The sequence below is a fragment of the Roseofilum acuticapitatum BLCC-M154 genome (assembly GCF_030068475.1).
Taxonomy (GTDB): domain Bacteria; phylum Cyanobacteriota; class Cyanobacteriia; order Cyanobacteriales; family Desertifilaceae; genus Roseofilum; species Roseofilum acuticapitatum.
This window is the reverse complement of the sequence record NZ_JAQOSP010000147.1, coordinates 58084-81536: the sequence shown is the minus strand read 5'-3', so window position 1 is coordinate 81536 and position 23453 is coordinate 58084. Positions and strand designations below refer to the sequence as shown.

Below are 23453 nucleotides of genomic sequence, written 5' to 3'. Positions count from 1 at the left end.
GCTATAAGAAGCCGGGTTTCTTCAAGAAACCCGGCTTCTGGTTCCCTACGTTTAACCCCATTGTCTATCCAGAGAGGGTAAAGGCGGCCCAATAATAGGGATGGGAATAGGGTTGCTCTTCTGGGGATTCGGTCTCTCGCTTTTTCAATTCTGTTTCTAACATCGGTTTAATCGTGCCTTCATCAGATTCTAAACCGGCGAGAATGGCTTCGTACCATTGCCATAACTCGCCATAAGTGACTTCTTTCAACCAGTGTTGAATCTGATTAAACAGGACAATATCGGATACATTTTGATGCTGTTGGCGCTGTTCGTAAAAGCGCATCATGAAGAGGGCGCTGGCTTCTGATTCTACTGTCCAGAGAGCGGCAATAACATGGGAGACTCCTTGGGCGAGAAAGGCACTACTGATGCCGACATAATCATTCTCGAAGGCTTCTCTACCGGTAGTGCCGGTTTCGCAGGCGCAAAGACAGGCGAGTTGATAAGTGCTGAGGTTCAGTTGGCTGAGGGTTTCGACGGTGAGGCGTTCCTGTTGGCTGAGGTAGAGGGCGGAGCGTTGGGGCTGTTTGTCGTTGTAGGAGGCGTGGCCGGTAAAGTGGAATAGGGTGTAGTTATTGTCATTATTGTCATTGCGACCGGAGGGAAGCAATCTTTCTGTTGATGAGGGGGTTGAGATGGCTTCGCTACACTCCGTTTCGCTCGCCATGACTGATGTATTGTCATTGCGACCGGAGGGAAGCAATCTTTTCACGGTTTCTAAGGTGGCTTGGTTGTTTGCTAATGTGCGAGCGTGGGGAACACAGCGAGCAATGTATGCAGATTCGACATCGGCATGGGGAAGGCGAGGTAAGGGGGGGTTGCTGATGCTGTCGGGGTTTTGGATGTTGAGGAGGGTTGGGCCCTCTCCCCCAACCCCCTCTCCCACGGGAGAGGGGGCTTTTTTGTTCTCTTGCGTGGGAGAGGGGGCTTTTTTGTTCTCTTGCGCGGGAGGGGGGTCTTTTTTGTTCTCTTGCGCGGGAGGGGGGGTTTTTTGGATGCCGACTTGGGCGCTGGGGAGGGTGGTGAGGGTGAAGGTTTCGGGGAAGAGGGTATGGAGGGGAAGGCGGTGTAAGTCGAGGTGGGGGATGAGGATGAGATTTTTGATATCGGTTGGTGAGGTAGCGGTTTGTAGGGGCGAAAAATTTTTCGCCCCTACGGTTGGGAGATGGGAGAGAATTGTTTCAATATCGAGCAGTTCTTTGAGGTGTTCGAGTTGTTCAGGGAGGGTTTCGCGCCAGGTGCTGTGGGTGTTTTGTTTGGTTTGGCGGTGTTCTTGGTAGGTGGTGTCCCAGTGGTGGAACCAGCGTTTTAGGGGTTCGGGGGAGGTGGTGAAGGGGATGGGTTCGGATGCACCGGGGAGGAGGAGGAACGTGGTGAGGGTGAGGTCGCTGAGATGCCAGAGAATGAGGGCGGTGGTGGGGTTGAGGAGGTTTTGTTGGATGTCGTCGGGGGTGGGACTGAGGATATGTTGCTTTTGCCGGTCTAAGATCCAGGTGAGATAGAGGTTTTTTTGTTCTTCGGCAGCGCGGAAGGCGGCTAGGAGTTCGTTGTCTTCGAGGAGGACATCGACGCGCATCTGGGCGAAGTAGATGAATTTAATGGCGAGTTGGCGTTTTTGTTGGGAGGATTTATGAGGGTGGTTGAGGAGTTCGCTCCAAAGGTCTAAGCCTTCGTTGCGCCATTCTTTGGCTTTTGCTTCGTTTTGGAGGGCTTGGTGGACTTTGATTAGGTCTTGGATGAGTTCGAGACAATTTTCAGGATAGGCTTCTCTGGTGAGGGTTTGCAGGGCTTGGTGGTAGTGGTTGAGGGCTTCGTGGAAGTGGGAGCGTCCTGCGTCTGGGGAGTAGAGGCTTTTGCGTCCTTGGTAATAGTAGGCGCGACCGATGACCCAGTGCAAGCGTCCCCAACCTTGGGGGTGTTGGTCTTGGGTACAGAAGGTTAAGCCTAGGTGGTAGCTGGCGAGTTGGCCTTCAAAACCCCGTTTGTTGAGTTGGGGATATTGGAGGGTGAGGGTAGAGGGTTGCAGAGGAGCAGAATAAGACGATTTTCCTGCGACATTTCCTCGGCCTATCCAAGCTTCATGCAAGTCCGGTTTAATCTCCAGTGCCCGGTCGTAGGAGGAGATCGCCTCTTCATTTCTGCCTAAGTCATCCAGCGCCACCCCCCGGTTGCTCAAAGCTTCATGCAAGTCCGGTTTGATCTCCAGTGCCCGGTCGTAGGAGGCGATCGCCTCTTCTTTTCTGCCTAACGCATACAGCGCATTCCCCCGGCCATACCAAGCTTGATGGAAGTCCGGTTTGATCTCCAGTGCCCGGTCGTAGGAGGCGATCTCCTCTTCTATTCTGCCTAAGTCACGCAGCGCAATCCCCCAGTTGTTCCAAGCTTGATGCAAGTCCGGTTTGATCTCCAGTGCCCGGTCGAAGGAGGCGATCGCTTCTTCTGTTCTGCCTAAGTCACGCAGCGCATTCCCCCGGTTGTTCCAAGCATCATGCAAGTCCGGTTTGATCTCCAGTGCCTGGTCGTAGGAGGCGATCGCTTCTTCATATCTGCCTAACCCATACAGCGCCACCCCCCGGCCATTCCAAGCATCAGGGTTGTCCGGTTTGATCTCCAGTGCCCGGTCGAAGGAGGCGATCGCTTCTTCATTTCTGCCCAAACCTGCTAATAATTCACCTTTTGCTCCCCAAAGCTGGTGATTATTCGGTTCTATCTCTAGTAATTTATCTAAGGAAGTGACGCATCCTAAGAAATCACCTTGCTGGTATTGTCTTAGTAATATCAACTCTATCTTTTTCTTCTCTTCCTCCTCTGTTCCCAACCCATCCCCATCAACCTCCGTCTCTGTCCCTTGCGCTCCCGGTTCCTCCACCACGACCAACTCCCGCGCCAAACCTGCCGCCACTTGCGAGAGTTCCCCCCATGCCAAGTTCCCCAGGTTCTGCAACCGTCTCCCCAGTTCCCGGTGCTGTTCTGGGTTCTGCCGCACGCGCTGGGCGAACTCCCGTAACCAGGCGGTCATCCTGGCTTCACTGATATTTTTCCCCATCAAGAAGCCTTTAGCGTTGCCCCTTGTCCACCCTTGGTTGACTCCCGCCAACAGTTCCATGAATACGGCTTCGCATTGGGCATTATCCGGCTCAGGAGCAGGCGGTGGCGGGTCGGGTTGTGGGGGTTGGCGTTTTTTGCCGAAGAGCCGGTTGAAGAGGCGTTTGAGCCAGTTCCAGAGACGGAGCATTGGGGAATAGGGAATAGGGAATAGGGAATAGGGAATGGGGGCTATGTTTTTTATTTTATTGTAGGGGCAGGTTCACCATAATATTGGATTCCCATCGGTAACTTTTGTAAACCTGCCCGATCGCCAATTGATACGTGGGTTGCATGTCCGCGATCCTTCCCGGTGGTGTGGGGCGGGTTTAGGGAATTGATGGGTGGGGTTTGTAAATTTTGGTGAACCCGCCCCTACAGGATCAATTAATTGATCGTGAATCATGGGTTAGTTATTCCCTATTCCCTAAAAAAGGGGGGAAAAGTAAGTCGTAAGCCGGATTCTGTTCTCCAAAATCTGCGATGAGATTTTGGGGGGAGTTATCTATCTGGGATATGGGTTACCCCATACCTCTAGCGGTTTACACTGCTGGAACAGGTAAAAGACCAACCTTTGTCCCATCTGCCTTGCTCCCAACCGGGGTTTACCGAGCCAGTACCTCTCGATACTGCTGGTGCGCTCTTACCGCACCCTTGCACCCTTACCTGTGTGCTGAATGCACCATTGGCGGTATGTTTCTGTGGCACTCTCCTCACGATCGCTCGCACTGGGCGTTACCCAGCAAGTTTGGTCTTTTGGGAGTCCGGACTTTCCTCAGATGGAGTTCCCTCGATCTGCAACTCCCTCCCTTACTTTTCCCTGTTCTTAGTGTATCTAATTCTCAGGTTCCTAATTCTAAATGCCAGGCATCAGCGAGTAGGCTACTTAACCAACTGCGACTGGAGGCATCTAATAATCCATCATCGGCTAAGATTTCTTCTCTGAGATCTTCTAAGGATTGACCTTGGGAACGGGAAATCTTAATCACTCCGGCGATCGCCGCCGCCACCAACTCCTCATCTACAGGCTTGTGGCGCAAGGCTATGATATCTTGAGAATGCTCTGGAATTGGGTAGTTCATCGTTATCTAAATCCGTTTGACCTCAATTGAAGGGATAAATGAGAATAATGTAAATTTTTGTAACATTATTTTAATGATGTAAACGCGATTATAACACATTTTTCATTTTTGTCAAGATAATTTTTGTAAACGCACCGATGCAAGAACTCCTCTATCTCGAAATTCCCCAACCCGATACCTCTGCTGTGCGGACTTGGTTACAGCAACACTACGCCCCCCCCATCGGCGAAAAGTTCCTCACTGCCGATGGTTTCAGGCTCCATTTCCCTCAACATAACGCCCTGTCGCTGTTTGTGTGGTCAGTCCAGCGCACCACTTACCTGAAGCTGTTTCGCTGGTCAAATACGCCGATTCCCCAAGAGGGTAGAGTGATTACTCACCTAAAAACCCAGCTTCAAAGACAGTTCCCCCATGAGTATCCGGAACCGCCAGAAATTGATCTCTCTAAACAATCTATTTTTGAAGCCTTAGCGCCCTATTATCCGCAAACGGTGCGCTATTTCCAGAAAATGCCCCAAGGAGAATATGACCTGAAACGGGTGTATTGGTGGGAAAAACGATGGCGGGAAAATGTGCGGAATCCCCAAATTCCTACCCCAGTCATTCGGCCATTAGAAACTCCGTTATCAGAGCCGAATACTTATGATTTAATTTATGTGGGCGGGGCATTAGGAGCGATTCATGCCGCAGTGATGGCAGCGCGGGGCTATCGGGTGTTATTGATCGAGCGCTTGTCCTATGGTCGCATGAATCGGGAGTGGAATATTTCGAGGGATGAATTCGCTCGGTTAATTGAGTTAGGCTTGTTTACGGAAGATGAGTTTGAAGAGTTAATTGCTAGAGAATATGTAGACGGTTTTAATAAGTTTTTTGATAGCAATAATCCGGAGCATCTGAAAGCGAAAGTTTTGCATACTCCGAAGGTGTTGAATATTGCTATGGCTTCCGATAAGCTGTTGCAACGTTGCGGCGAGAAGTTGCTGAAGGCTGGTGGTGAAATTCGGGATGAAACAGAATTTCAATATGCAGAAGTGGCTGATAATGGTGTGAGATTAAGTTTAAAGGATTTGGGCACTGGGGAAACGTCCCAAGTGCAAGGTCGGCTGCTCATTGATGCGATGGGGACAGCTTCCCCCATTGCCTGGCAGTTGAATGGAAATCGGGCGTTTGATAGTGTTTGTCCCACTGTGGGGGCGATGATTGATGGTGGGTTTGAACCGGGGGTTTGGGATGCAGATTATGGGGATGTTTTGAATAGCCATGGGGATGTTTCTAGGGGGCGACAGTTGATTTGGGAGTTGTTTCCTGGGGCGGGTGAAGAGTTAACGTTTTATCTGTTCCACTATCATCAAGTGCATCCTGATAATCCCGGTTCTTTGCTGGAAATGTATGAGGACTTTTTTACGATTTTGCCGGAGTATCGACGCTGCGATCTGGATCAATTGGTGTGGAAAAAGCCGACGTTTGGCTATATTCCGGGGCATTTTAGTTTAGGAAATAGCGATCGCATTATAGCGGGCGATCGCGTCTTGGCGATCGGGGATGCGGCCTCCCTCCAGTCTCCCCTCGTTTTCACCGGGTTTGGCTCCTTGGTGCGTAACCTTCCCCGGTTAACTGCTCTGCTGGATGTGGCGCTCAAGTACGATCTCCTCAGCACCAACCATCTAGCCGCCATTCGCGCCTATCAAGATAATACTGCGGTCACCTGGCTTTTTTCCAAGGGAATGATGGTTCCCACCCATCGCCATATTCAACCGCAGTTGATTAACTCCATGCTGAATACCTTTTTTGGGTTATTGGCGGATGAACCGCCAGAAGTAGCCGATACCTTTATTAAGGATCGCACCACTTGGCTATTATTTAATCGGTTAGCCTTAAAAGCAGCCTTCAAAAATCCGGCGCTGATTCTCTGGATCTGGGAATTAGCGGGGGCGAAGGATCTATTGCGATGGCTATCCACCTATGGCAGCTTTACCACCAAAGCCTTTATCCATGCTCTCTTGCGTCCCTGGTTTCCAGGATTTACGCGATGGTGCAGGGGGTGGATGGGCGATCGCTCCCCCGGTTTATGGTTAAAGATCTTAAGCTTAAACTATAGTCTTTCTGGCAACTGGGGCCAGGCGATCGACATCGAGTCGAGTTAAGGGGTGATATCAAGTCCGGTTTCCGCAAGCGGACATGAAAATTTGTTAAGAAGCGGGCAAGATGCCCGCACTCCCTCAATTCCTTATATCAAATCCTTAAATGCTGGGGGAGGGCGGGTTTACCAAAAGAGTTGTCAGTCTATAAGATTTGGGTATAACCCGCCCCTACAGAGAACAGCAAGCGTAAATAAATAGTCCAGTAGGGCTGGCACTGCCCACCCTACTCGTTGGTCTCTCAATTCCTTACTATAGGTCGGGGAGTGTCACTACTCTCCTACAGCAGCCGGTTCGAGGACATGCTGAAAATGCACGACATCTTCCCTAGGATCGGCATAGGTCACTTTCAGATCGATATAATCGCCCGGAGCGACTGGGTTAGTAAAGCGAATGGCCATTTCTAAACCCAGTTCTTCTAACAGAACGAGGGCTAAGTTGTCATTTTCCCGTAACCAGCGCAGCACTAAGCCTTGCCAAATTTGCTCGGAATGGCGGCGCAGAAATTCTAATCCCCAATAGCGGTTGGTTTGGCGCTCGACCCAGTTGGCTTCTTGGGTGCTTGGCGTTACAGCAACCATGAGTTCTTGGAGTTTAGCTTCTGGGAAGGGTAGGGGATCTCCGCGTAGATGGGCTTTGAGTTGGAAGTGGGTGAGTAAGTCCATGTAGCGACGAATGGGGGAGGTGACTTGGGTATAAAAGTCGAGTCCGAGACTGGCGTGACGGGCGGGGGTGATGCTCATTTCGCTACGGGGCATACACCGGCGGAGGGCGCAGGAGCGTACCGGCCCGGCTGGCAGTTGCATGAGTTCTTCGGCGGGGGGAAGTTCGGGCTGGGGTTGGGAGCGGAAGGGGAAGGGCAGTTGATGGGTCGAGCCATAGCGCCCGGTGACTTCTCCAGCGAGGATCATCATTTCGGCGACCAGTTGCCGGGACATGGCATCTTCAAGGAGGGTGATGGTGACTTCATCATCTTTGACTTTAATGGAGGCTTCGGGCATGGAGATGTTGATCGCACCTTGGGCGGTGCGCCAGGTTTGCCGGAGTTTGGCCAGTTGGGCGAGGGTGGCGATTTCGGGTTCGGCGGGTACGCCCAGATGGAGCATTTCTTCTACGTCGTCGTAGGTGAGGCGGTAGGTGGGTTTGATCAGGCTGGCGTGGATGGTGTAGTCGGCGATCGCCCCTTCTGTGTCTAAAATTACGCCAAAACTGAGGGCGCAGCATTCTTTCCCTTGAATCAGGCTCATGGGCCCCGTGGCTAATTCTGAGGGAAACATGGAGATCATCCCCGTGGGGGTATAAATGGTGGTTCCTCTGCGTCTGGCTTCTAGGTCTAGCTCATCTTCAGGGGTGAGCCAGCGTGTGGGGTCGGCGATGTGTATCCAGACGCGAATTTGCCCATGATCGAGGTATTCGATGCTCAGTCCGTCGTCAATTTCTTTGGTACTTTCATCGTCAATGGTATAGACCTTCAGATGGGTGAGGTCTAGGCGGTTGGAGTCCGGGTCATCCGGGGGATTGTGAAGACAACCTTGGGCCACTTCGAGTACCTTGATTGAGAATTGAGTTGGAATTTGACTCCGGCGCAGAAATAGGTTTTCATGGGGACCCCATAGCCCCAAGGCAACTAAGAGTTCAAAACAGGCTTGGGGGGTATCGGGACGATTAAGAGCGGTTAGGGTTTCGCCCACGATCGCCGAAGGTTTGAAGCCTTCGGTGCTGTTACCATGGATAGCATATTTTTCGATCGCTTCTAAACGAGTGCGATCGCTATTTGTCCACTCTAGCACTTCTCCCGATAATGCCCGATTGATGCGATCGAGAAAATCAATCGCTTCTTGTTGCCGTTGTTGTTGTACTTCTTTTTGGTGCTGAATTTCCGCCACTAAACTGCTAGAGCGGGGTTCATAGCGATCGCCTTTCTGCTTAAAGTAAATCTTATCTTCGACCAATAAGCAATGGGCTGCATAACACAGGGGAGGACTTTGATCGCTATAGAGCAATTGGGCCAGGTCTTCGGGGGTTACCGCTTCCCCCGCTTCGACCAACAGCTCCCAGGCCACTTCTAAATTGGATGGGTCAAGATAGGGGTTTACTTCTTTGAGGAACTGGGAAATGTCCGATGGGGTATAGGTTTGTCCCCCTACTTCATAGGTGATTTGCTGGCGCTTAATCGTATGACTATGAGCGCCTTCATCTATGACTACCCAATTTTTCTTTCCTTCTGGGCGATCGGCTACTGCCAGTCGCCGTTCCCCGTTGAGTCTAAATTCGATTAGCCTTCCCTTCTCCACAGCACTATCCTAGGCATTGATTCACAACATCACAGCCTTAATTTACCAGTCTTTGGCTTCCTTGACTTCCCTGGAGGGATTTGGAGCGGTCTGATGGTTTCCTCTTGGATGTGCTGATTTTTACCCATTCCAATCGGTCATTTAACCTTCTTGGTTCACAAAGGGTAATAGGGCAATAAGCCGTGCCCGTTTGATGGCTGCGGTTAAGGCTCGTTGTTGCTTGCACGTTAAACCGGTGATCCGTCTGGGTAGAATTTTACCTCTTTCGGTGATGTATTTACGGAGTAAATCTACATCTTTGTAATCAATTTGTTCTTTGGGTTGAATGGGGGAAACCCGTTTTCTGTAGTAATTTGACATAGTGTCGATCTCAGTGCATGTTTAGGGGACAATTCGGATTCATGACCAGGCTCTTGGCGAGCAACTGGAGATTATTTAATTTCCTTGTGGACGGTATGGGCATTACAGTGGGGGCAGAACTTTTTCAGTTCTAATCGGGCCGTGGTATTACGGCGATTCTTTCGGGTGGTATACCGAGAGACTCCTGGCGATCGCTTCGCCAGGTTGCTGCGACACTCTGTACATTCTAGGGTGACAACAATGCGGACACCTTTATTCTTAGCCATAGCTTTACGGGCACTAAAAGTTTTTAGAGTTAATTAAACACAATTTACTATTGTCTCATACGTCTCTGAAATTGTGCAACTATCTGTTTGAGTTTCAAATCTAAGGAATAACCGCGACGACTTTGAATCATGATTGTGCCTGCGATTTGGTCGTGAAAGGCTTGTCGCCAGTTGGTTTCGGCAAAGGCCCAACCACAATCAACCCCTAGGGGTAAAATCAGAAGGAGTGACCAGGCATTGGCCGGATTGAGAGCGTTGAATCCCGCTAGAGCTAACATGGAGGCGAGTCCTAAAATGGCTTCCCGTTTCAAGAGGTCAGAAAAGAGGGGGGTGCGTCCAGTGAAGTCTACTACCCGCAGATCGAAGGCGTAGCGTCCGAGACTTTGGCCCTTATTTTTCAGCACGATAAAGATTCGAGCGGTAAACCAAGCGAACACAAAGACGGGCAAAAACAGGCCCCTACCGGCGATCGCACAAAGGAGCCAGATCGTACTTAAATCAATGGCGAAGGCGGCTGTCCGCCGTGATAGAGGCGCTCTGGGAAGATAGCGATCGGGGTTAGCGCTGAACATGAGGAGTCCATGTGAACGACAAGTCTAGCTCTATTGTAAAACCTGCCTTCTTTCCTCTCAAGCCTTTCTCAGTTACTGATGAAGCGATCTAGTTTGTTTCTGGTGCAGAAGGGTCTAGAGACTGGCCATAGATATAATTAATACCTAAAGATTGACCTATTTTTTCCAATAATTGCTCCGGTAGCACCGGCCAATTCAGAGAATCATTGTATCCAGCGGCCAATAGTTCTTGGCGATCGCCTTGCCCCTCCAGATCGGCTAAAGCAATAATCACACAATCTTGCCCCTTAATCGACTGGCGAATCCTTTCTATCGGTGTATAACTCTTCATCCCTGGTAGTTCTAAACTCATTAATATCAAATCTGGATGCCATGTTTTCCAGAGTTCGATGGTCTCCTCTCCATTCACTGCCACTTGTATTCTAAATCCCACCTCTCCCAAAATTTCACCGATCAAAGAACGACGTTCTAGTTGGCGATCGGCGATCAAAATTCGATAATTCCTCTGAAAATAAGCCAATCCCATAATGGGCTGGGAAATACAAGGAGCCGGTTCTTCATCAGGAGCAGGAAGAGTCAGGGGTAAATCCACTTGCACTTGAGTCCCCGATCCCACCTCAGAACATACCCGAATGCTTCCCCCCATCAATTGCACCAATTGTTCACTAATACATACTCCTAAACCGGTTCCCGATTGACTGTTGTTTCCCGTTTCTATTTGGGCAAAAGGAATAAAAATATTCCCAATTTCTTCAGCCGCGATTCCTGGACCTGTATCAGCCACTCTAAAACGCACCAGAGGAGGAGAAGGGGGATAGTCTACTATTTCTACTGTTAAAGAAACTTCACCCGATTCAGTGAATTTGAATGAATTCCCTAATAAATGTCCTAAAACTTGACATAATTTACGATCGTCAATTTCAATAAATTGGGGTAAGTAAGATGATTTATGCAAGGTGAACGTTAAATTCAGTTTTTTACTCAGTGTTCTATATCTTTGCTCTATACAATACAAGAATTCATCTAAGTCAATACATCTATTACTTAAGCCTATTTCCTGATTTCTTAAGTGGGAGAAATCTAAAATATCATTAATCATTTTTAGGACATCTTTCCCACTTCTATGAATGAGTTGCAAACAATCAAGATGCTTAGGTAGCCATTGGTTCTGCATTCTCAACTCCTTGATAACAAGCTCACTTAATCCGATAATTGCATTCAAAGGGGTCAGTGATTCATGGCTTATTCTATCCAAAAAACTTGTTTTTTCTTGGCTGGCTTTTTCGGCTAACTCTTTTGCTTCCTTCAGCAATTTTTCCGTTTGTTTTAATTCACTAATATCTGTATTCGAGCCTACCATTCTGACTAAACGTCCCTGGTCATCCCACAGGGCTTTTCCTCTACCCAAAACCCATTTATAACTGCCATCTTTACAGCGTAAACGGTGTTCTTCAACATAGCCAGGACTCTTTTGATCTAAATGTTCTTTCAGGGCAGTCATGACCCGATTGATATCATCGGGATGAATGCGATTTTTCCACTCATCAGGATGATTAGAAATTTCAGGTTCGGTATAACCGAGCATGGATTTCCATCGGGGAGAATAAAAGACTTGGTTCTGAGCAATATTCCAATCCCAAATTCCATCATTATTCCCCAAAAAAGCTAAGTGCCATCGTTCTTCACTTTCGCGCAAGGATTTTTCTATATCTTTGAGTTCATGATATTCATGCACCAATTGGTCTAAGTTTTGATTTTGAGGGATTGATGAAGACTCTTCCTGATGGGAGCAACAGGCGAACAAAGACTGTTGTAGAGTAGTAATTTTTTGTTCTAAATACTGATACTGCGATCGCCGGATCAAATGCCTCTTTAACCGTATCATGACTTCCCTGGTATTAAAGGGCTTGGTAATATAGTCAACTGCTCCGAGTTCAAAGGCTTTTATTTTATCAGCCACTTGAGCAATTGCCGTCACAAAAATGATGGGAGTCTCTTGGGTTTGGGGATTCTCCTGGAGTTTTGCACACACTTCATAGCCATTGAGTCCTGGCATCATCACATCTAAAAGAACCAAGTCAGGTAGAATGGCTTCCGCCATTTCCAGAGCCTCAAGACCATTGACTGCTGCTTCTACTTGATAGCCATCATCAAGTAAAAGTTCAATCAGCAGGCGCATATTAGTGGCATTATCTTCAACCACAAGGATTTTATACTGAGATGGCTCAAATTCAATTGCTTCCATAGAACTTTTCACTGACAATGCGATAACTCTCTGGCATTTTCGAGCGTCTCCTTAAAGAGCATGGAAGAATAACTAGAGGCGATCGCATCAACTCCCTGATGAGAATCCTATCCCAAACTCTGGTTGGTTCCCACTAAACAGGCTCCTTGCCAATTCACCCCAGTTAAATTTGCACCCTCTAATTCTGCACAGAGTAAATGAGCTTCTTTTAAGTTAGCACCAATTAAATTCGCACCGCGTAAATCCGCTTCTTCCAAATTCGCCTGATTTAAACTTGCCCCTTGGAGATCGGCATAACTTAAATCCACTCCTTTAAGATTGGCATTATTCAAATTGGCTCCTCGCAAATCGCTGCCTCGCAAATCTGCACCTTGTAAGTTAACTCCCATCAGATTTGCGCCACTGAGAAAAGCGCCTGCTAAGGAAGCTTGAGTTAAAGTAGCACTCATCAGATTAGCACCTCTGAGATTACTGCCCCGTAAATCTGCTTGGGTTAAATCGGCTTGCATCAAGTTCGATCCCAGTAAGTTACTCCGCAGATCTGCTCCTATCAGTTGAGCTGCCATGAGATTGGCTCCGTCAAGTCTGGCTCCTTTGAGGGTAGCATGGGAAAGAATGGTTCCCACTAAGTTGGCTCCGGCTAAATTCGCTTGGGAAAGCTCGGCTTCTGTTAAGTCTTCATCTTCTAAGTTTACTCCTGGAAGCTGTTTCAGATGACCCGCACGAAGGGCTACAAGATCTAAATCCATGGTATTGCTTAGGGTTATGAGTAGGTTGAGTTCAGGGAAACAAGGGGGGTGTGATGCTCGTCGAGTAGCCAGATCCCTGACGCAATTTTAGGGGGGAGGCTGGAGAGTTGCAAGCCTTGTTGGATTCCCAGCACTAATAAGGTTAAGGTTTCTACTAATTTGGGGTCAAATTGGGTTCCGGCTAGGGATTGGCAGTATTCTAGGGCACTCATTGCCTCTTCGGGATTCTGAGTATGGATCTGTGCTTCAAAGGTGGCAATCAGACTCAGAATCCGGGATTCAATGGGAATTTGATCGTAAGCGAGTCCTTCGGGTTTGCCGGAACCATCCCAATGTTCATTTTGATGACTAATGATATGGGCGATCGCCTGAAGTTGGGGCATAACCCGCAAAATTGAAGGCTTGGGCAACTCCGAGGACTGCTCCTGAAGCTCTTGTTGTCGTTTGCTTTGGTAGGGATCGAGGGCTTCCGGAATGCCTTGTAAGCAGGGCAGTCGATGTAACAAAGCCGCTAACCGTAAGCGTTTCACTTGCCACACCGGTAAGTCGAGCAGTTGCCCCATCACTTCTGAGATAGCAGCCACTTCTGTCGCCGCATGTAGGTTGCTCAGATCCGCTTGGTCTGTGACTTGCGCCATTCGCAACAAGGCTTGCACTTTATTGGATCGCAGGTTATCCGTCAGGTCTTGAAACTGATATAAGGGGGAATCCTGAGTATAGGGATTGAGTTGGTTTTGACTGTTTTGCAGATAGTCTACCACGGAGGAGACAACGGTATTGAGCAGATCGGCTTTTGGGGGTTGAGGGCTGAGGCTATGGAGGCGATCGCCAAGCCGTTGAGCCAAGTTATGATCGTAGCCTTGGAGATGTTCGGCCACTAAAGCCACGGTTTCTTTGACTAAATTGGGTTCAAATGTCCAAAACCCATAAAATTTACGTTCACAGTCATTTTCTGGCCATCCTTTTGCCCCATAATCAGCAGCCGATAATTCCTGGCATAAAACCATGGCTGTATAATTATCGGACAGAATAATCAGATGCCATTCCTGACACACCGGATCGTTAGGCTCTAAACCCACTAATGCCACATTGGGAAATCGACTCGTTGGATGTTGAGTAAATCCACTATCTTCAGTGGCTAAAATTACCACATCAGATGCTTTCTGGGCTAATTCCCGATAGCGATCGGCTTCTTGCTCATACCATTTACCTTGCTGGAATGCCGCAATCAGCAAGGGTTGATCCTCGCATTCGAGAATAAAATCTTCTAAGGCATGACAGAGGGCAACCAGAGTATTTTTGTAATAGACCCCAAAATTAAGAGGTTGGGTCTGTTGGTGCGCCGTATGCAGTTTTTGCAGGATTGAGCCAGTTAACATTGTTTTATCTTATCAGTTGCTTATGAAATACTAATCTTGAATTGTTGCTTTACATTGTAAAACCTGGTTTTAAGAAAAACCAGGTTAGGGAATGGAGATATAAAGCTTTTTTAAGAGCCGACAGGGGTTAACTGCTTACTGCTCTCTACTTTGGGAGTAAGGGGAGCGCTCAGAGCTTCATCCAGACTGGCACGACCGAGCCGTTCTTCTAAAATCTGCATCACTTCTCGGCCAAAATCATTGGGATTGCGCTGCCAAGCGGCTAAACAGACTTGGCCAAAAAATGAGCCTAACGGTTCTGGATTCCAGAGTAATTTGCGAGCCGTCCAGGGCATCATGCTCATGGGATCGTAGTCGGGTTTAAGGATGCCTTGGTCAAAAGCGTATTTTTCTAGATGGGTATGGGGTTGTAACCCGATAAAGAAGATGGCTGGTTCGACTTTATCAACTCCAAAGATCTCTTCTAAGGCACGATGATAAGCAATGGTTTGGCGAATGGTCTCATAGGTTTCGTCAATTACGTTGAAGGAATAATTGACCGATACGAGATCATTAAAACCGGCTGATTTTAAGTCCCGACAGTTTTCTAAGACGACGCGCAGATTATAGCCCATCCGCATTTTGCGAACTAATTCTTGGGAGCCACTGGTAATGCCGATTTCAAAGTAGTTCATGCCGGTTTTGACCATCAGATCGCACAATTGGGGGGTGAGGTTATCGGCACGAATATAGGAGGCCCAATGAATGTCGGTTAAGCCAGCATCGAGGATTTTTTGCAGCAGTTCGATGGCATCGGGGATAAATTTCCGAGCGGGAATAAATTGGGCATCGGTAAACCAGAAGTTCCGCACTCCCCGGTTATAGAGTTGCCGGATTTCGTTGACGACTTCATCGGCGGGGTTAATGCGGACTTTTTTGCCTTCAACAACGGTATAGATGCAGTAGCAGCAATTATGGGGACAGCCGCGCTTGGTTTGTACACCTAAGTAAAAGTCTGGATCTTGTAAGTAGTAATTGAAGGCGGGCCAAATCTGTTCGATATAGTTATAGTCGCAGGCGGTTTTTTCTAGGGGAGTGGGGGGTTCATGAATCAGGCGATCGCGGGGTACAGTTTGGCCGACAATGTAACAGCGCTCATCACTGATATCTTGATCCTTTAAGAGTTTTTCTAAGAGGGTTTCTCCTTCACCAACAGAAATAACGGTTCCTGGGGGAAGGGAGCGACCGAGTTGTTTATAAAAGACGCTGACTGCACCTCCGCCGACGACTAAGCGGGTATGGGGATTATACTGTCTTGCTCGCTTTAAACCCCGCTTAATCAGGCTGAGATTCTGCCATAATTCTCCATAGTAGGCGGTGGCTAATCGCAAGCCGCCCAAAGCACCGCGCAGTTTAATCAAGGGGTTGAGGCTGTAGTAAAATTCAAAGGCGTTTTGTAGGGGGTTGCCGCTTCTTCCGCCTACGGGGGCATAGATTTGAATGTCTCGCCAGGAGAAGATCAGGAGGTTGGGACGAAAGCGATCGATCGCCTCGTCTAGGGCTTTTTTATAGTCTAGAGGGGGAATGGTTCCCAGGTCGAAGATCTGTTGTTCTACTGAGGGGAACTGCTTGTGGATGTGATCGGCTAGGTACACTACACCGATGGGGAAAATGGGATTGCAGGGTAGGCGGACGTACAGAAGGCGATCGCCAGTAACGGAGGGTGCGTGCATAGGGCGTTTCCTGTTCTCAAGCTGGATTTGTGAGATTTTTTCACATAACTTTACGATAACATTGGTTTTGTCCTCTGTTAGGGGGAATTTTTGCCCAGGGAGCCGGGACTCACATTAGATTTACTAATCATCAGGATTAGAGATGATGATAGATAAATCCAGAGAAAAACCCTATGAAAGTCTCTATGACCGTGATTGAGGGATCAAAAATAGAGATTAAAAAAGGATTAATGGTAGTCGCGTTTACAACCACTTGGGATTAGAAGTGTTAGAGTATCTAAGTAAGCTAATATGCGTTATTTTTGATCTTTGCATAGAATATGGCACAAATTCTTGATCCCCTACCCCCAGAGCAGTCTTATCGTATTCTTTGCTGCTATGTAAATGCGACCAGTAAAGTGCAAATTGCTCGAATCTGTAATGTTCAAAATTGGTACTTTGAACGGGTGGTCTTTCCCGGACAGCGTTTAGTCTTTGAATCGGTTCCCGAAGCCCTATTGGAAATTCACACGGGTATGATGGCCAGTGCAATTTTATCGGATAAAATCCCTTGCGATCGCTTAAAACTGCAAGAATTAGTTGCAGAAGGGGAAGGACAAATCATGAATGAATCTAAACCCTTACCGAAAGTTATTAACACCTTAGCCACCCCGAAAGCCCCAGCTTTAACGGCTATTGATTAAGGATACCCTCTAACCGTAAACTTGATTTAAAATTCCGTTTTAGACGGTTGCCTTTAATAAACCCTTTTTTTATTTGTGGATCTTCCTTCGTTTTTATGGCTTTGGAAAATAGCAGCTTGGTCAATGGGCTTGGCCCTATTTTCCTATGGCTTATTAGCCATGAGTGGAACCCGAATCTGGTGGAGCCGACAAAATCGCCAACCCTTGCCTGGGTGGTGGCGATCGCTCCATTATATTCTCGGTTCCATTTTAGTTTTTCTGGTACTTTTACTACTGGCGATCGGTATTGTGGGAACTCTGGGTCATTACGGTAGTTTAGGCCATTCCTCTCACCTCTTTGCCGGCCTGCTGGTGGTGGCCTTAGTCCTCATTTCTGCCACCAGTGCCACCCAAATTAGCCCCCAAAGACCTTGGGCTAGACCTCTACATCTAATCACTAACACCATCCTGTTTATGGGGTTTAGCTGGGTTTCCATAACCGGATGGAGTGTGGTACAAAAATATCTACCCTGAATCAATCAACCAGATTATGCGCGATCGCCCCCAACAACCCTCAGCCCAGTTCAGAATTTCTCCTCTGATTCGCATCCCCCTATTCACCCTCTATATTGCCCTCACTCTACCCTTACCCATTTTGGCAAAGGTAACCTCATCGGGTATTTCTCCATCGCTTCTGTGGCTTGCCATTGCCCTAGGAGCAGTAGTCCTCTGGGGATCGCTGAGTGAACGAGTCACCCTAGATGAAGAGCAGATCTCTGTAAACTATGCTTCCTGGGTCTTTTGGGCGAAACATCGTCATTGGTCTCTACCTTGGTCACAGATCCAAGCCTTGAAACCCAGAACCACGGGACAAGGGGGATTGGTGTATTATTTCCTAGCTCAATCGGGAGATGCCTACTTACTCCCCATGCGAATTGCTGGATTTGCCCAACTGGTCAGGCAAGTGCAAGCGAACACCCAAATTGACACCAGCAAAGTCAAGCCCTTAGCCCAACCTTGGATGTATGCCCTCTTATTCGGCTTTAGTCTTATGCTCCTAGGAGTCGATGTTTGGACGATCGCCACTGCCCTAACTCTGGGGAATCTTTCCCCTTAATCCGATTGTTTCATCGGTAACCGATGCTGGGCAGAGAGGGAAGGGGAACGGGTGAGAAACGGCGATCGCCTCTGCTGGGATAGGGCATCCTGATTAAACCGATATCCCACCTTACGCACCGTTTGAATCACATGGGGTTGGCGGGGATCGATCTCAATTTTTTTGCGTAAAGAAAGAACATGGGTATCCACCGTCCGAGGATTATCGATCTCATCGGGCCAAGCTCTTTGCAAGAGTTGGGAGCGACTGAGGGGTTGGCCTCCCACTTGAGCGAGGGCATAAAGTAGGCTAAATTCTTGGGGAGTTAAATCAATCGAGACTCCCTGAAGAGAAACCCGTCGTTGTACCAAATCGATCTTGAGATCCCCATAGTTGAGATAGGCTGGAGGCGTGAGTTTTTTCTGTCGGCGAATGAGCGCTTGCACTCGTGCCATAAACTCTTGCATTCCAAAGGGTTTAGTGAGGTAGTCATCTGCCCCTGCTTGCAGCCCTGCCACCACATCACTCTCTGCATCACGAGCCGATAGCATTAAAATCAAAGACCTTTGTTGATTGTGCATCCACTGGCAAAGTTCTAACCCTTGTCCTCCAGAAATACTGCTATCTAGAACCACAAGGGTGGGTTCTCGCACCATGTAGACATGACGAGCGCTTGCACTATCTGCGGATTGGTAAACGCTATAGCCAGCCTGCTGTAAGTGCCAACCGAGAAGCGATCGCAGATGAGGGTTGCTTTCAATAATCTGAATACCGATCGAGACCACTTCGGTTTACTTTCCTTATCACACTATGCAGCATCTAACCCCTTCACCTTAACAAAGTTTGACAAACTTTTCTGTAGTTGTCGATACCGAGTATTAGGTTAACGAATTTTCAAGGATCGTAAGACAATTTTCTTTTTTTGGGTATCCTAAGTTTAATAAACTCTACTGGATTTTCTATCTAGCTTCTGAGTAGAGATTAGTTAAAATAAAAATATCAACCTTGGGTCATTATTCGATTAGCCCATCCGGATTTTGGCCCTAGGCATGTGAACATACCCTAGAATCGACCTTATAAAATACCCACGGTTAGGTTCAAGCTATTCTCAGGAGACAACCCTTATGATGCTTCAAGATACTCAAACCATCCGCTTTTACCAAAAAATCACTGATTCCCTTGTGGATCTCTGGAATCGAGGATACCGCTATGACGATTTGCGTATGTACCTTGAAGGCTATCTGGCGGCATTAAGACATTCTAACTCTATTGAAACTTATTTAGTCCATCGGCTAGAAGAAGAAGCTTATCGGTATTTACGCGATCGATCCAATTTTGAAATGCCCTTACCGGAACCAGAGACCAAATTTTACTAGCCCATTGAGACAATGGGCGATCGCTGGCTTCTAGGTTGTTTCAAAACAAAAATCTATCCCCCGGTAGTTTTGAGATCTGCTCGATCCTCGAATAACTACCGGGGGATTACTGATCGATGGAGTCACTTGTCTAGGAGGCTAAAGCTACTTCCAGCATCTGAGCCAGTTCTCCACTTTTGAATAACCCAATCATAATGTCACAGCCGCCAATAAATTCCCCGTTAACATAAACCTGGGGAATGGTTGGCCAGTTAGAATACTCTTTAATCCCCTGGCGAATGGCCTCATTAGCCAATACATCGACCGTTTCATAGGGGACTCCAAAGCTATTGAGAATTTGCACCACATTGTTAGAAAATCCACATTGGGGCATTAGCTTACTACCCTTCATAAACACAACAATCTTGTGTTCTTTAATCACACTGTCAATGCTTTCTTTGAGTTCTGGAGTCATAGTTATCACGAGAGAAAAGTAGAACAGCAACCTTAAATCGGTTAAGGAATATTGATCTTAACTAATTTTTAAGAATTTTACTGGGACGTTTCAAATTGTTCTGGGGTATAAGTCTTTAAGCCTAATGCATGAATCGCATTACTCGCCATCGCTTCCTGAACGGCTGCATAAACCAACTGATGTTGTTGTACGGGTCTTTTGCCTTCAAACTCACGGGAGACAACGATCGCCTCATAATGATCGCCCCCTCCGGTCATATCCTTAAGTTGAATTTGGGCATCAGGAAGCTTGGCTTTAATCATCGCTTCCACTTCGGCCGCATGAATCATACAGGACTCCTTATGATACTTTTAGTCTTTCATTGTAGCGATCGCCCGTCAGAGACTCAAGGGGATAACCCCGTGAATACCCTTATGGCTTCTATTGAGGAGCAGCAGAAGTCGATTCGCTATCATCCGGTTTGGGATAGGGAGAATCCACAAAACCCAATTCAAACAGTTGTTGATATGCCTTTTTACCCATTTCTGTAGTCGGGTTTTGAGAGCGAATCACCTGTACGAGCAGGGGAACGGCTAAATCGGCTTCATTTTGAGCGCGATGGACAAGGGCAAGCTGATAGGTCGCTTCATCCCGTTTTTGCGCTGTTTCCACAGCCAGATCCCGTTGGCTATTAGAAATACGACTATCAATACCTGAAAAACTCGCAGACAATTCTTGATAAAAATTAGAGAGCTGGTTAAACACCTGACGGGCATCTTGGAGTTTTTGCTGGGCTAGGGCATAATTCTCATTACCCACGGCTTCAGCCGCTTGACTCATCAGACGCTGGGCCCCAACCATACTCAGTAAGCTATTTTCCTGGTTCAGGGGGCGAAATTCATGGGTATTGTCCCCCGCATCTTGTGCCGCTAACTGCTGGCCGGCAGATTGCCCAAAGGCCACATCAGTCAAGGCGATCGCAGAAGTACACAGGGCTAGGGTGGTCGCTTGTAGCAGTCGAGAGGGGTTTAACGATACCATAAGTTGTCAGAGATAGGGTGAAGACGAACAATATAAAACAAATCTAAACATAATTTAGCAGACAGTTCCCCCTTTGATCTGTTCCAATCAAAAGCAAGAGATAAACGATCGCAAAGCAGTGGTGAAGATGGTTAATTTTTTCGAGCAGTTGAGGCGCTTTCTTGGCTCTCCAGAGAGTTCTTCCCCGGATCAGTCCTCCGATCCCATTCAAGCTAAAGCTCCCATCCCCGAATCCGAAATGGGGTTAGTGCTACAACGGGGGGGCGAAGCATTGGTTTTAGAAAAAGCCCCAGATCGGCTGACGGTGGCCCTCAAGTCTAACCCCCCTTCAGGTTGGGACAAGGATCTACCCTCCTTAGCCAGTCGCCCCATTGCCGCCAACTTCTCCGAATTAACGGTCGATCCCCAAACCTTAGAAACCGCCATTACTTCGGCTCGTAATTCCCAAGATGTAGCCTTTGCCAGCCATGTCTATCAGATCAAAAATGCACCGGGAACCTACACCTATTTGTCCAATGAGATCACCATTCAATGGTCAGAAACCAGCGATAAAGCGACCCGCAACGCCCTGATCCAACAGTATGGCCTGCGGGAGATCAAACCGGTGGATACTCTTCCCCATACCTGGGTTTATCAACTCACGGAAAATGCTCCCGAAAATCCGATTAAAATTGCCAACCGTCTGATGGCTTCTCCCGCCGTAGTTGTAGCTGAACCCAATTTAATTATTCCCAGTCAACCCATGTATCGCCCCAGAGATGGGTTTTATAGTCAACAATGGTATCTGAATCATAATGGGGGCAATACTCTCGCTACCGGCTCTCATATCGATGCAGAAAGAGCTTGGGATATGACTAGGGGCGATCGCTCCATTGTCGTCGCCGTTGCCGATGATGCCATGGATCTCAACCATCCCGACTTCCAAGGACTCGGCAAAATTGTCGCCCCCAAAGACTTCAAAGGCCAAGACTTTATCCCCCAACCCGAAGGACTGGTCGAAAACCATGGAACCTCCTGTGCCGGAGTCGCCATTGCCGAAGAAAACGGATCGGGTATCGTTGGTGTAGCTCCCGGATGCTCCCTCATGCCCGTTCGCACCACCGGCTTCCTCGATGATAACTCCATCGAACAACTCTTTGATTGGTGTGCCAGTCGCGGTGCTGCCGTCATTTCCTGTAGTTGGGGGCCAGCCGCCGTTAATTTTCCCCTCTCCCTGCGCCAAAATGCCGCCCTCACCAAAGCGGCCACCCAAGGTAGACAGGGGAAAGGCTGTGTCATTGTCTTTGCCTCCGGTAATGCCAACCGTCCCATCAACGATACGGTTTACGAACAAGGCTGGCCCAATAATGTCATTTCTGGCAATACCCGATGGTTAGCCGGTTTTCCCGTTCATCCCAATATCATTGCTGTCTCTGCCTGTTCCAGCCTGAGCAAAAAAGCCATTTACAGTAATTGGGGCAAAGAAATCGCCGTTTGTGCCCCCTCGAATAATGCTCCTCCAGGGATTTGGCTGCAACAAACTGGCTTTATTCCCACTCCTCCGGCCGTTACCAGCTCTACTCCAGGGTTAGGGGTTTTTACGACTGACCGAGTAGGGGGGGCAGGCTATGGAACAGGGGATTTTACTGGCACATTTGGGGGAACCTCTAGTGCTTGTCCCATTGTTGCAGGAGTAGCGGCCCTGGTTTTATCAGCGAATCCGGATTTAACGGCTGCCCAGGTCAAGCAAATTTTAATCTCCAATACCGATAAGATTACGGATCTCGACCCCGATCCTCAGTTTGGCTTTCGTAAGGGGACTTATGACAGTAGCGGTCATTCCCAGTGGTTTGGCTATGGTAAAGTGAATGCTTATAAGGCTGTCTTGGCTGCCGTGCGATCGCGTCCCACTCCTCCCACCGTTAGTCGCTGGATTCAACGGCAAAATTATGCCAGCGTCGCCATTCGCGATTACGATAGTCGCGGCATTAGCAGCTCGATTTATGTTTCTGAAACCAATCCCTTAAGAGATATCCAAGTCACCGTTGATATCGATCACAGTTTCTTGGGCGATATTGAAGTTAATTTAATTGCGCCTAACAACACAAAGATTTTGCTGCAAAACCGCACATTAGGCAGACAAACCCGATTGCAACATACCTATACCTCTTCCGAACGCCCCATATTAAAAGACTTGGGTTATGTTTCGATTAAAGGAGTCTGGAAATTACAAGTCATTGATTATGCTTTAGGCAATACGGGCACATTAAGAGGTTGGGTTTTGACATTAGGGATTTAAACTATTCTTGCAAGGGCGATAACTCACTATGTCTCGATTGACCATTATCAAGCCAGACCAATCCTATACTTTTGCGGATTACTTTAAACTCAACTTTGCGCCGCAAGATATTCTGGCCTATTTTCAGGTTTCCTTGCAACGGCGATCGCTACAATTTCCCCAGTATACTGGCACTCTCGATCGCCTACTCGACCTCAAAAACCGCATTGAGGAGAGTCTCCCCCGTCTTAGTCTCACCAGTGAAATGGCACGGCGAGAATTTTTGATTGCCCCGGTTTTAACCGACTTGCTCCACTATACCCAAGCCACCCTCAATGTTGAATATCCTATTGTCGTGAGCCATCAACTTAAAGGTTCCCTTGATTATTTGCTCCAAAGTGATGGTGTTTTCCTCGCGATTGAAGCTAAAAATGAAGATCTAGAAAGGGGTTTTGTGCAACTGGCGATCGAACTCATCGCCCTCGATCAATGGATCGAATCCGATCAAACCCTGATCCATGGAGCAATTTCCACCGGCAATATCTGGCAATTTGGTCAATTCGATCGCCACTCTCGTCAAATGACTCAAGACCTTAATCTTTATCGTGTCCCTGCCGATCTAGAAGACCTGCTACGCATTTTAGTTCAAACCCTAAATAATTAAA

The 23453-nt window shown here is 47.9% G+C and carries 21 protein-coding genes and 1 other RNA gene; 7 read left to right on the top strand and 15 right to left on the bottom strand.

Going from position 1 to position 23453, the window contains the following annotated elements:
• Positions 1-64 precede the first annotated feature (64 nt).
• The 3 genes from PMG71_RS22770 to PMG71_RS22760 all read right to left on the bottom strand — a co-directional run bounded on the left by PMG71_RS22770 (position 65) and on the right by PMG71_RS22760 (position 4208).
• Complete coding sequence (locus PMG71_RS22770; RefSeq protein ID WP_283756026.1) at positions 65-3277, bottom strand: CHAT domain-containing tetratricopeptide repeat protein; 3213 nt, start codon at positions 3275-3277, stop codon at positions 65-67.
• 286 nt (positions 3278-3563) lie between these two features.
• Positions 3564-3944: RNase P RNA component class A (rnpB, locus tag PMG71_RS22765), an RNA gene on the bottom strand.
• A 24-nt stretch (positions 3945-3968) separates the two neighbouring features.
• Positions 3969-4208 carry a hypothetical protein gene (locus tag PMG71_RS22760; protein ID WP_283756025.1) on the bottom strand — a complete coding sequence of 80 codons (240 nt, stop codon included), beginning with the start codon at positions 4206-4208 and terminating at the stop codon, positions 3969-3971.
• A gap of 137 nt (positions 4209-4345) precedes the next feature.
• Between PMG71_RS22760 and PMG71_RS22755 the strand changes: the two genes are divergently transcribed.
• Entirely contained in the window at positions 4346-6352 is a 2007-nt protein-coding gene (locus tag PMG71_RS22755) for an NAD(P)/FAD-dependent oxidoreductase (protein WP_283756024.1), read from the top strand.
• 266 nt (positions 6353-6618) lie between these two features.
• Here PMG71_RS22755 and PMG71_RS22750 read toward each other — a convergent pair whose 3' ends face one another.
• From PMG71_RS22750 to PMG71_RS22715, 8 genes are all read right to left on the bottom strand, one after another.
• Positions 6619-8640, bottom strand: a complete 2022-nt coding sequence (locus PMG71_RS22750) for a ribonuclease catalytic domain-containing protein (protein WP_283756023.1) — start codon at positions 8638-8640, stop codon at positions 6619-6621.
• 141 nt (positions 8641-8781) lie between these two features.
• The gene (rpsR, locus tag PMG71_RS22745; RefSeq protein WP_283756022.1) at positions 8782-9000 is read right to left on the bottom strand and encodes a 30S ribosomal protein S18; all 219 of its coding nucleotides are present in this window, start codon (positions 8998-9000) and stop codon (positions 8782-8784) included.
• A 71-nt stretch (positions 9001-9071) separates the two neighbouring features.
• Positions 9072-9266, bottom strand: coding sequence for a 50S ribosomal protein L33 (rpmG, locus tag PMG71_RS22740; RefSeq protein WP_283756021.1), 195 nt, complete (start codon positions 9264-9266; stop codon positions 9072-9074).
• Between the two features lie 47 nt (positions 9267-9313).
• Positions 9314-9838, bottom strand: a complete 525-nt coding sequence (locus tag PMG71_RS22735) for an RDD family protein (RefSeq protein WP_283756020.1) — start codon at positions 9836-9838, stop codon at positions 9314-9316.
• 88 nt (positions 9839-9926) lie between these two features.
• Positions 9927-12083 (bottom strand): response regulator, encoded by a 2157-nt coding sequence (locus tag PMG71_RS22730; protein WP_283756019.1) that lies wholly within the window; start codon positions 12081-12083, stop codon positions 9927-9929.
• Between the two features lie 107 nt (positions 12084-12190).
• Positions 12191-12832 (bottom strand): pentapeptide repeat-containing protein, encoded by a 642-nt coding sequence (locus PMG71_RS22725; protein WP_283756018.1) that lies wholly within the window; start codon positions 12830-12832, stop codon positions 12191-12193.
• Positions 12833-12846: 14 nt separating this feature from the next.
• Positions 12847-14211, bottom strand: a complete 1365-nt coding sequence (locus tag PMG71_RS22720; RefSeq protein ID WP_283756017.1) for a DICT sensory domain-containing protein — start codon at positions 14209-14211, stop codon at positions 12847-12849.
• Between the two features lie 110 nt (positions 14212-14321).
• Positions 14322-15923 carry a photosystem II high light acclimation radical SAM protein gene (locus PMG71_RS22715; RefSeq protein ID WP_283756016.1) on the bottom strand — a complete coding sequence of 534 codons (1602 nt, stop codon included), beginning with the start codon at positions 15921-15923 and terminating at the stop codon, positions 14322-14324.
• Between the two features lie 320 nt (positions 15924-16243).
• Here PMG71_RS22715 and PMG71_RS22710 point away from each other — a divergent pair, with 320 nt between their 5' ends.
• The 3 genes from PMG71_RS22710 (at position 16244) to PMG71_RS22700 (ending at position 17702) form a co-directional block, all read left to right on the top strand.
• Positions 16244-16606: a DUF1830 domain-containing protein gene (locus PMG71_RS22710; protein ID WP_283756015.1), complete on the top strand. Its 363-nt coding sequence runs from the start codon at positions 16244-16246 to the stop codon at positions 16604-16606.
• A gap of 75 nt (positions 16607-16681) precedes the next feature.
• Positions 16682-17119, top strand: coding sequence for a DUF4079 domain-containing protein (locus tag PMG71_RS22705; RefSeq protein ID WP_283756014.1), 438 nt, complete (start codon positions 16682-16684; stop codon positions 17117-17119).
• Between the two features lie 16 nt (positions 17120-17135).
• Positions 17136-17702, top strand: coding sequence for a hypothetical protein (locus PMG71_RS22700; RefSeq protein WP_283756013.1), 567 nt, complete (start codon positions 17136-17138; stop codon positions 17700-17702).
• Here the strand turns inward: PMG71_RS22700 and PMG71_RS22695 are convergent.
• A complete protein-coding gene (locus PMG71_RS22695; RefSeq protein ID WP_283756012.1) occupies positions 17699-18466 on the bottom strand; it encodes a response regulator transcription factor in 768 nt (255 codons plus the stop codon). The two genes, PMG71_RS22700 and PMG71_RS22695, sit on opposite strands and share 4 nt — an antisense overlap.
• 342 nt (positions 18467-18808) lie before the next feature.
• Here PMG71_RS22695 and PMG71_RS22690 point away from each other — a divergent pair, with 342 nt between their 5' ends.
• A complete protein-coding gene (locus PMG71_RS22690) occupies positions 18809-19057 on the top strand; it encodes a DUF6761 family protein (RefSeq protein ID WP_347179377.1) in 249 nt (82 codons plus the stop codon).
• 130 nt (positions 19058-19187) lie between these two features.
• On the opposite strand, the gene grxD is transcribed toward PMG71_RS22690, so the two are convergent.
• The 3 genes from grxD to PMG71_RS22675 all read right to left on the bottom strand — a co-directional run bounded on the left by grxD (position 19188) and on the right by PMG71_RS22675 (position 20531).
• Positions 19188-19511 (bottom strand): Grx4 family monothiol glutaredoxin, encoded by a 324-nt coding sequence (gene grxD, locus PMG71_RS22685; RefSeq protein ID WP_283756010.1) that lies wholly within the window; start codon positions 19509-19511, stop codon positions 19188-19190.
• A gap of 77 nt (positions 19512-19588) precedes the next feature.
• Positions 19589-19840 (bottom strand): BolA family protein, encoded by a 252-nt coding sequence (locus tag PMG71_RS22680; RefSeq protein WP_283756009.1) that lies wholly within the window; start codon positions 19838-19840, stop codon positions 19589-19591.
• Between the two features lie 91 nt (positions 19841-19931).
• Positions 19932-20531: a hypothetical protein gene (locus PMG71_RS22675; protein WP_283756008.1), complete on the bottom strand. Its 600-nt coding sequence runs from the start codon at positions 20529-20531 to the stop codon at positions 19932-19934.
• Between the two features lie 73 nt (positions 20532-20604).
• Between PMG71_RS22675 and PMG71_RS22670 the strand changes: the two genes are divergently transcribed.
• On the top strand, positions 20605-22809 hold the full coding sequence (locus tag PMG71_RS22670) for a S8 family serine peptidase (protein ID WP_283756007.1): 2205 nt from the start codon (positions 20605-20607) through the stop codon (positions 22807-22809).
• A gap of 28 nt (positions 22810-22837) precedes the next feature.
• Positions 22838-23452: a hypothetical protein gene (locus PMG71_RS22665; protein ID WP_283756006.1), complete on the top strand. Its 615-nt coding sequence runs from the start codon at positions 22838-22840 to the stop codon at positions 23450-23452.
• Position 23453 lies beyond the last annotated feature (1 nt).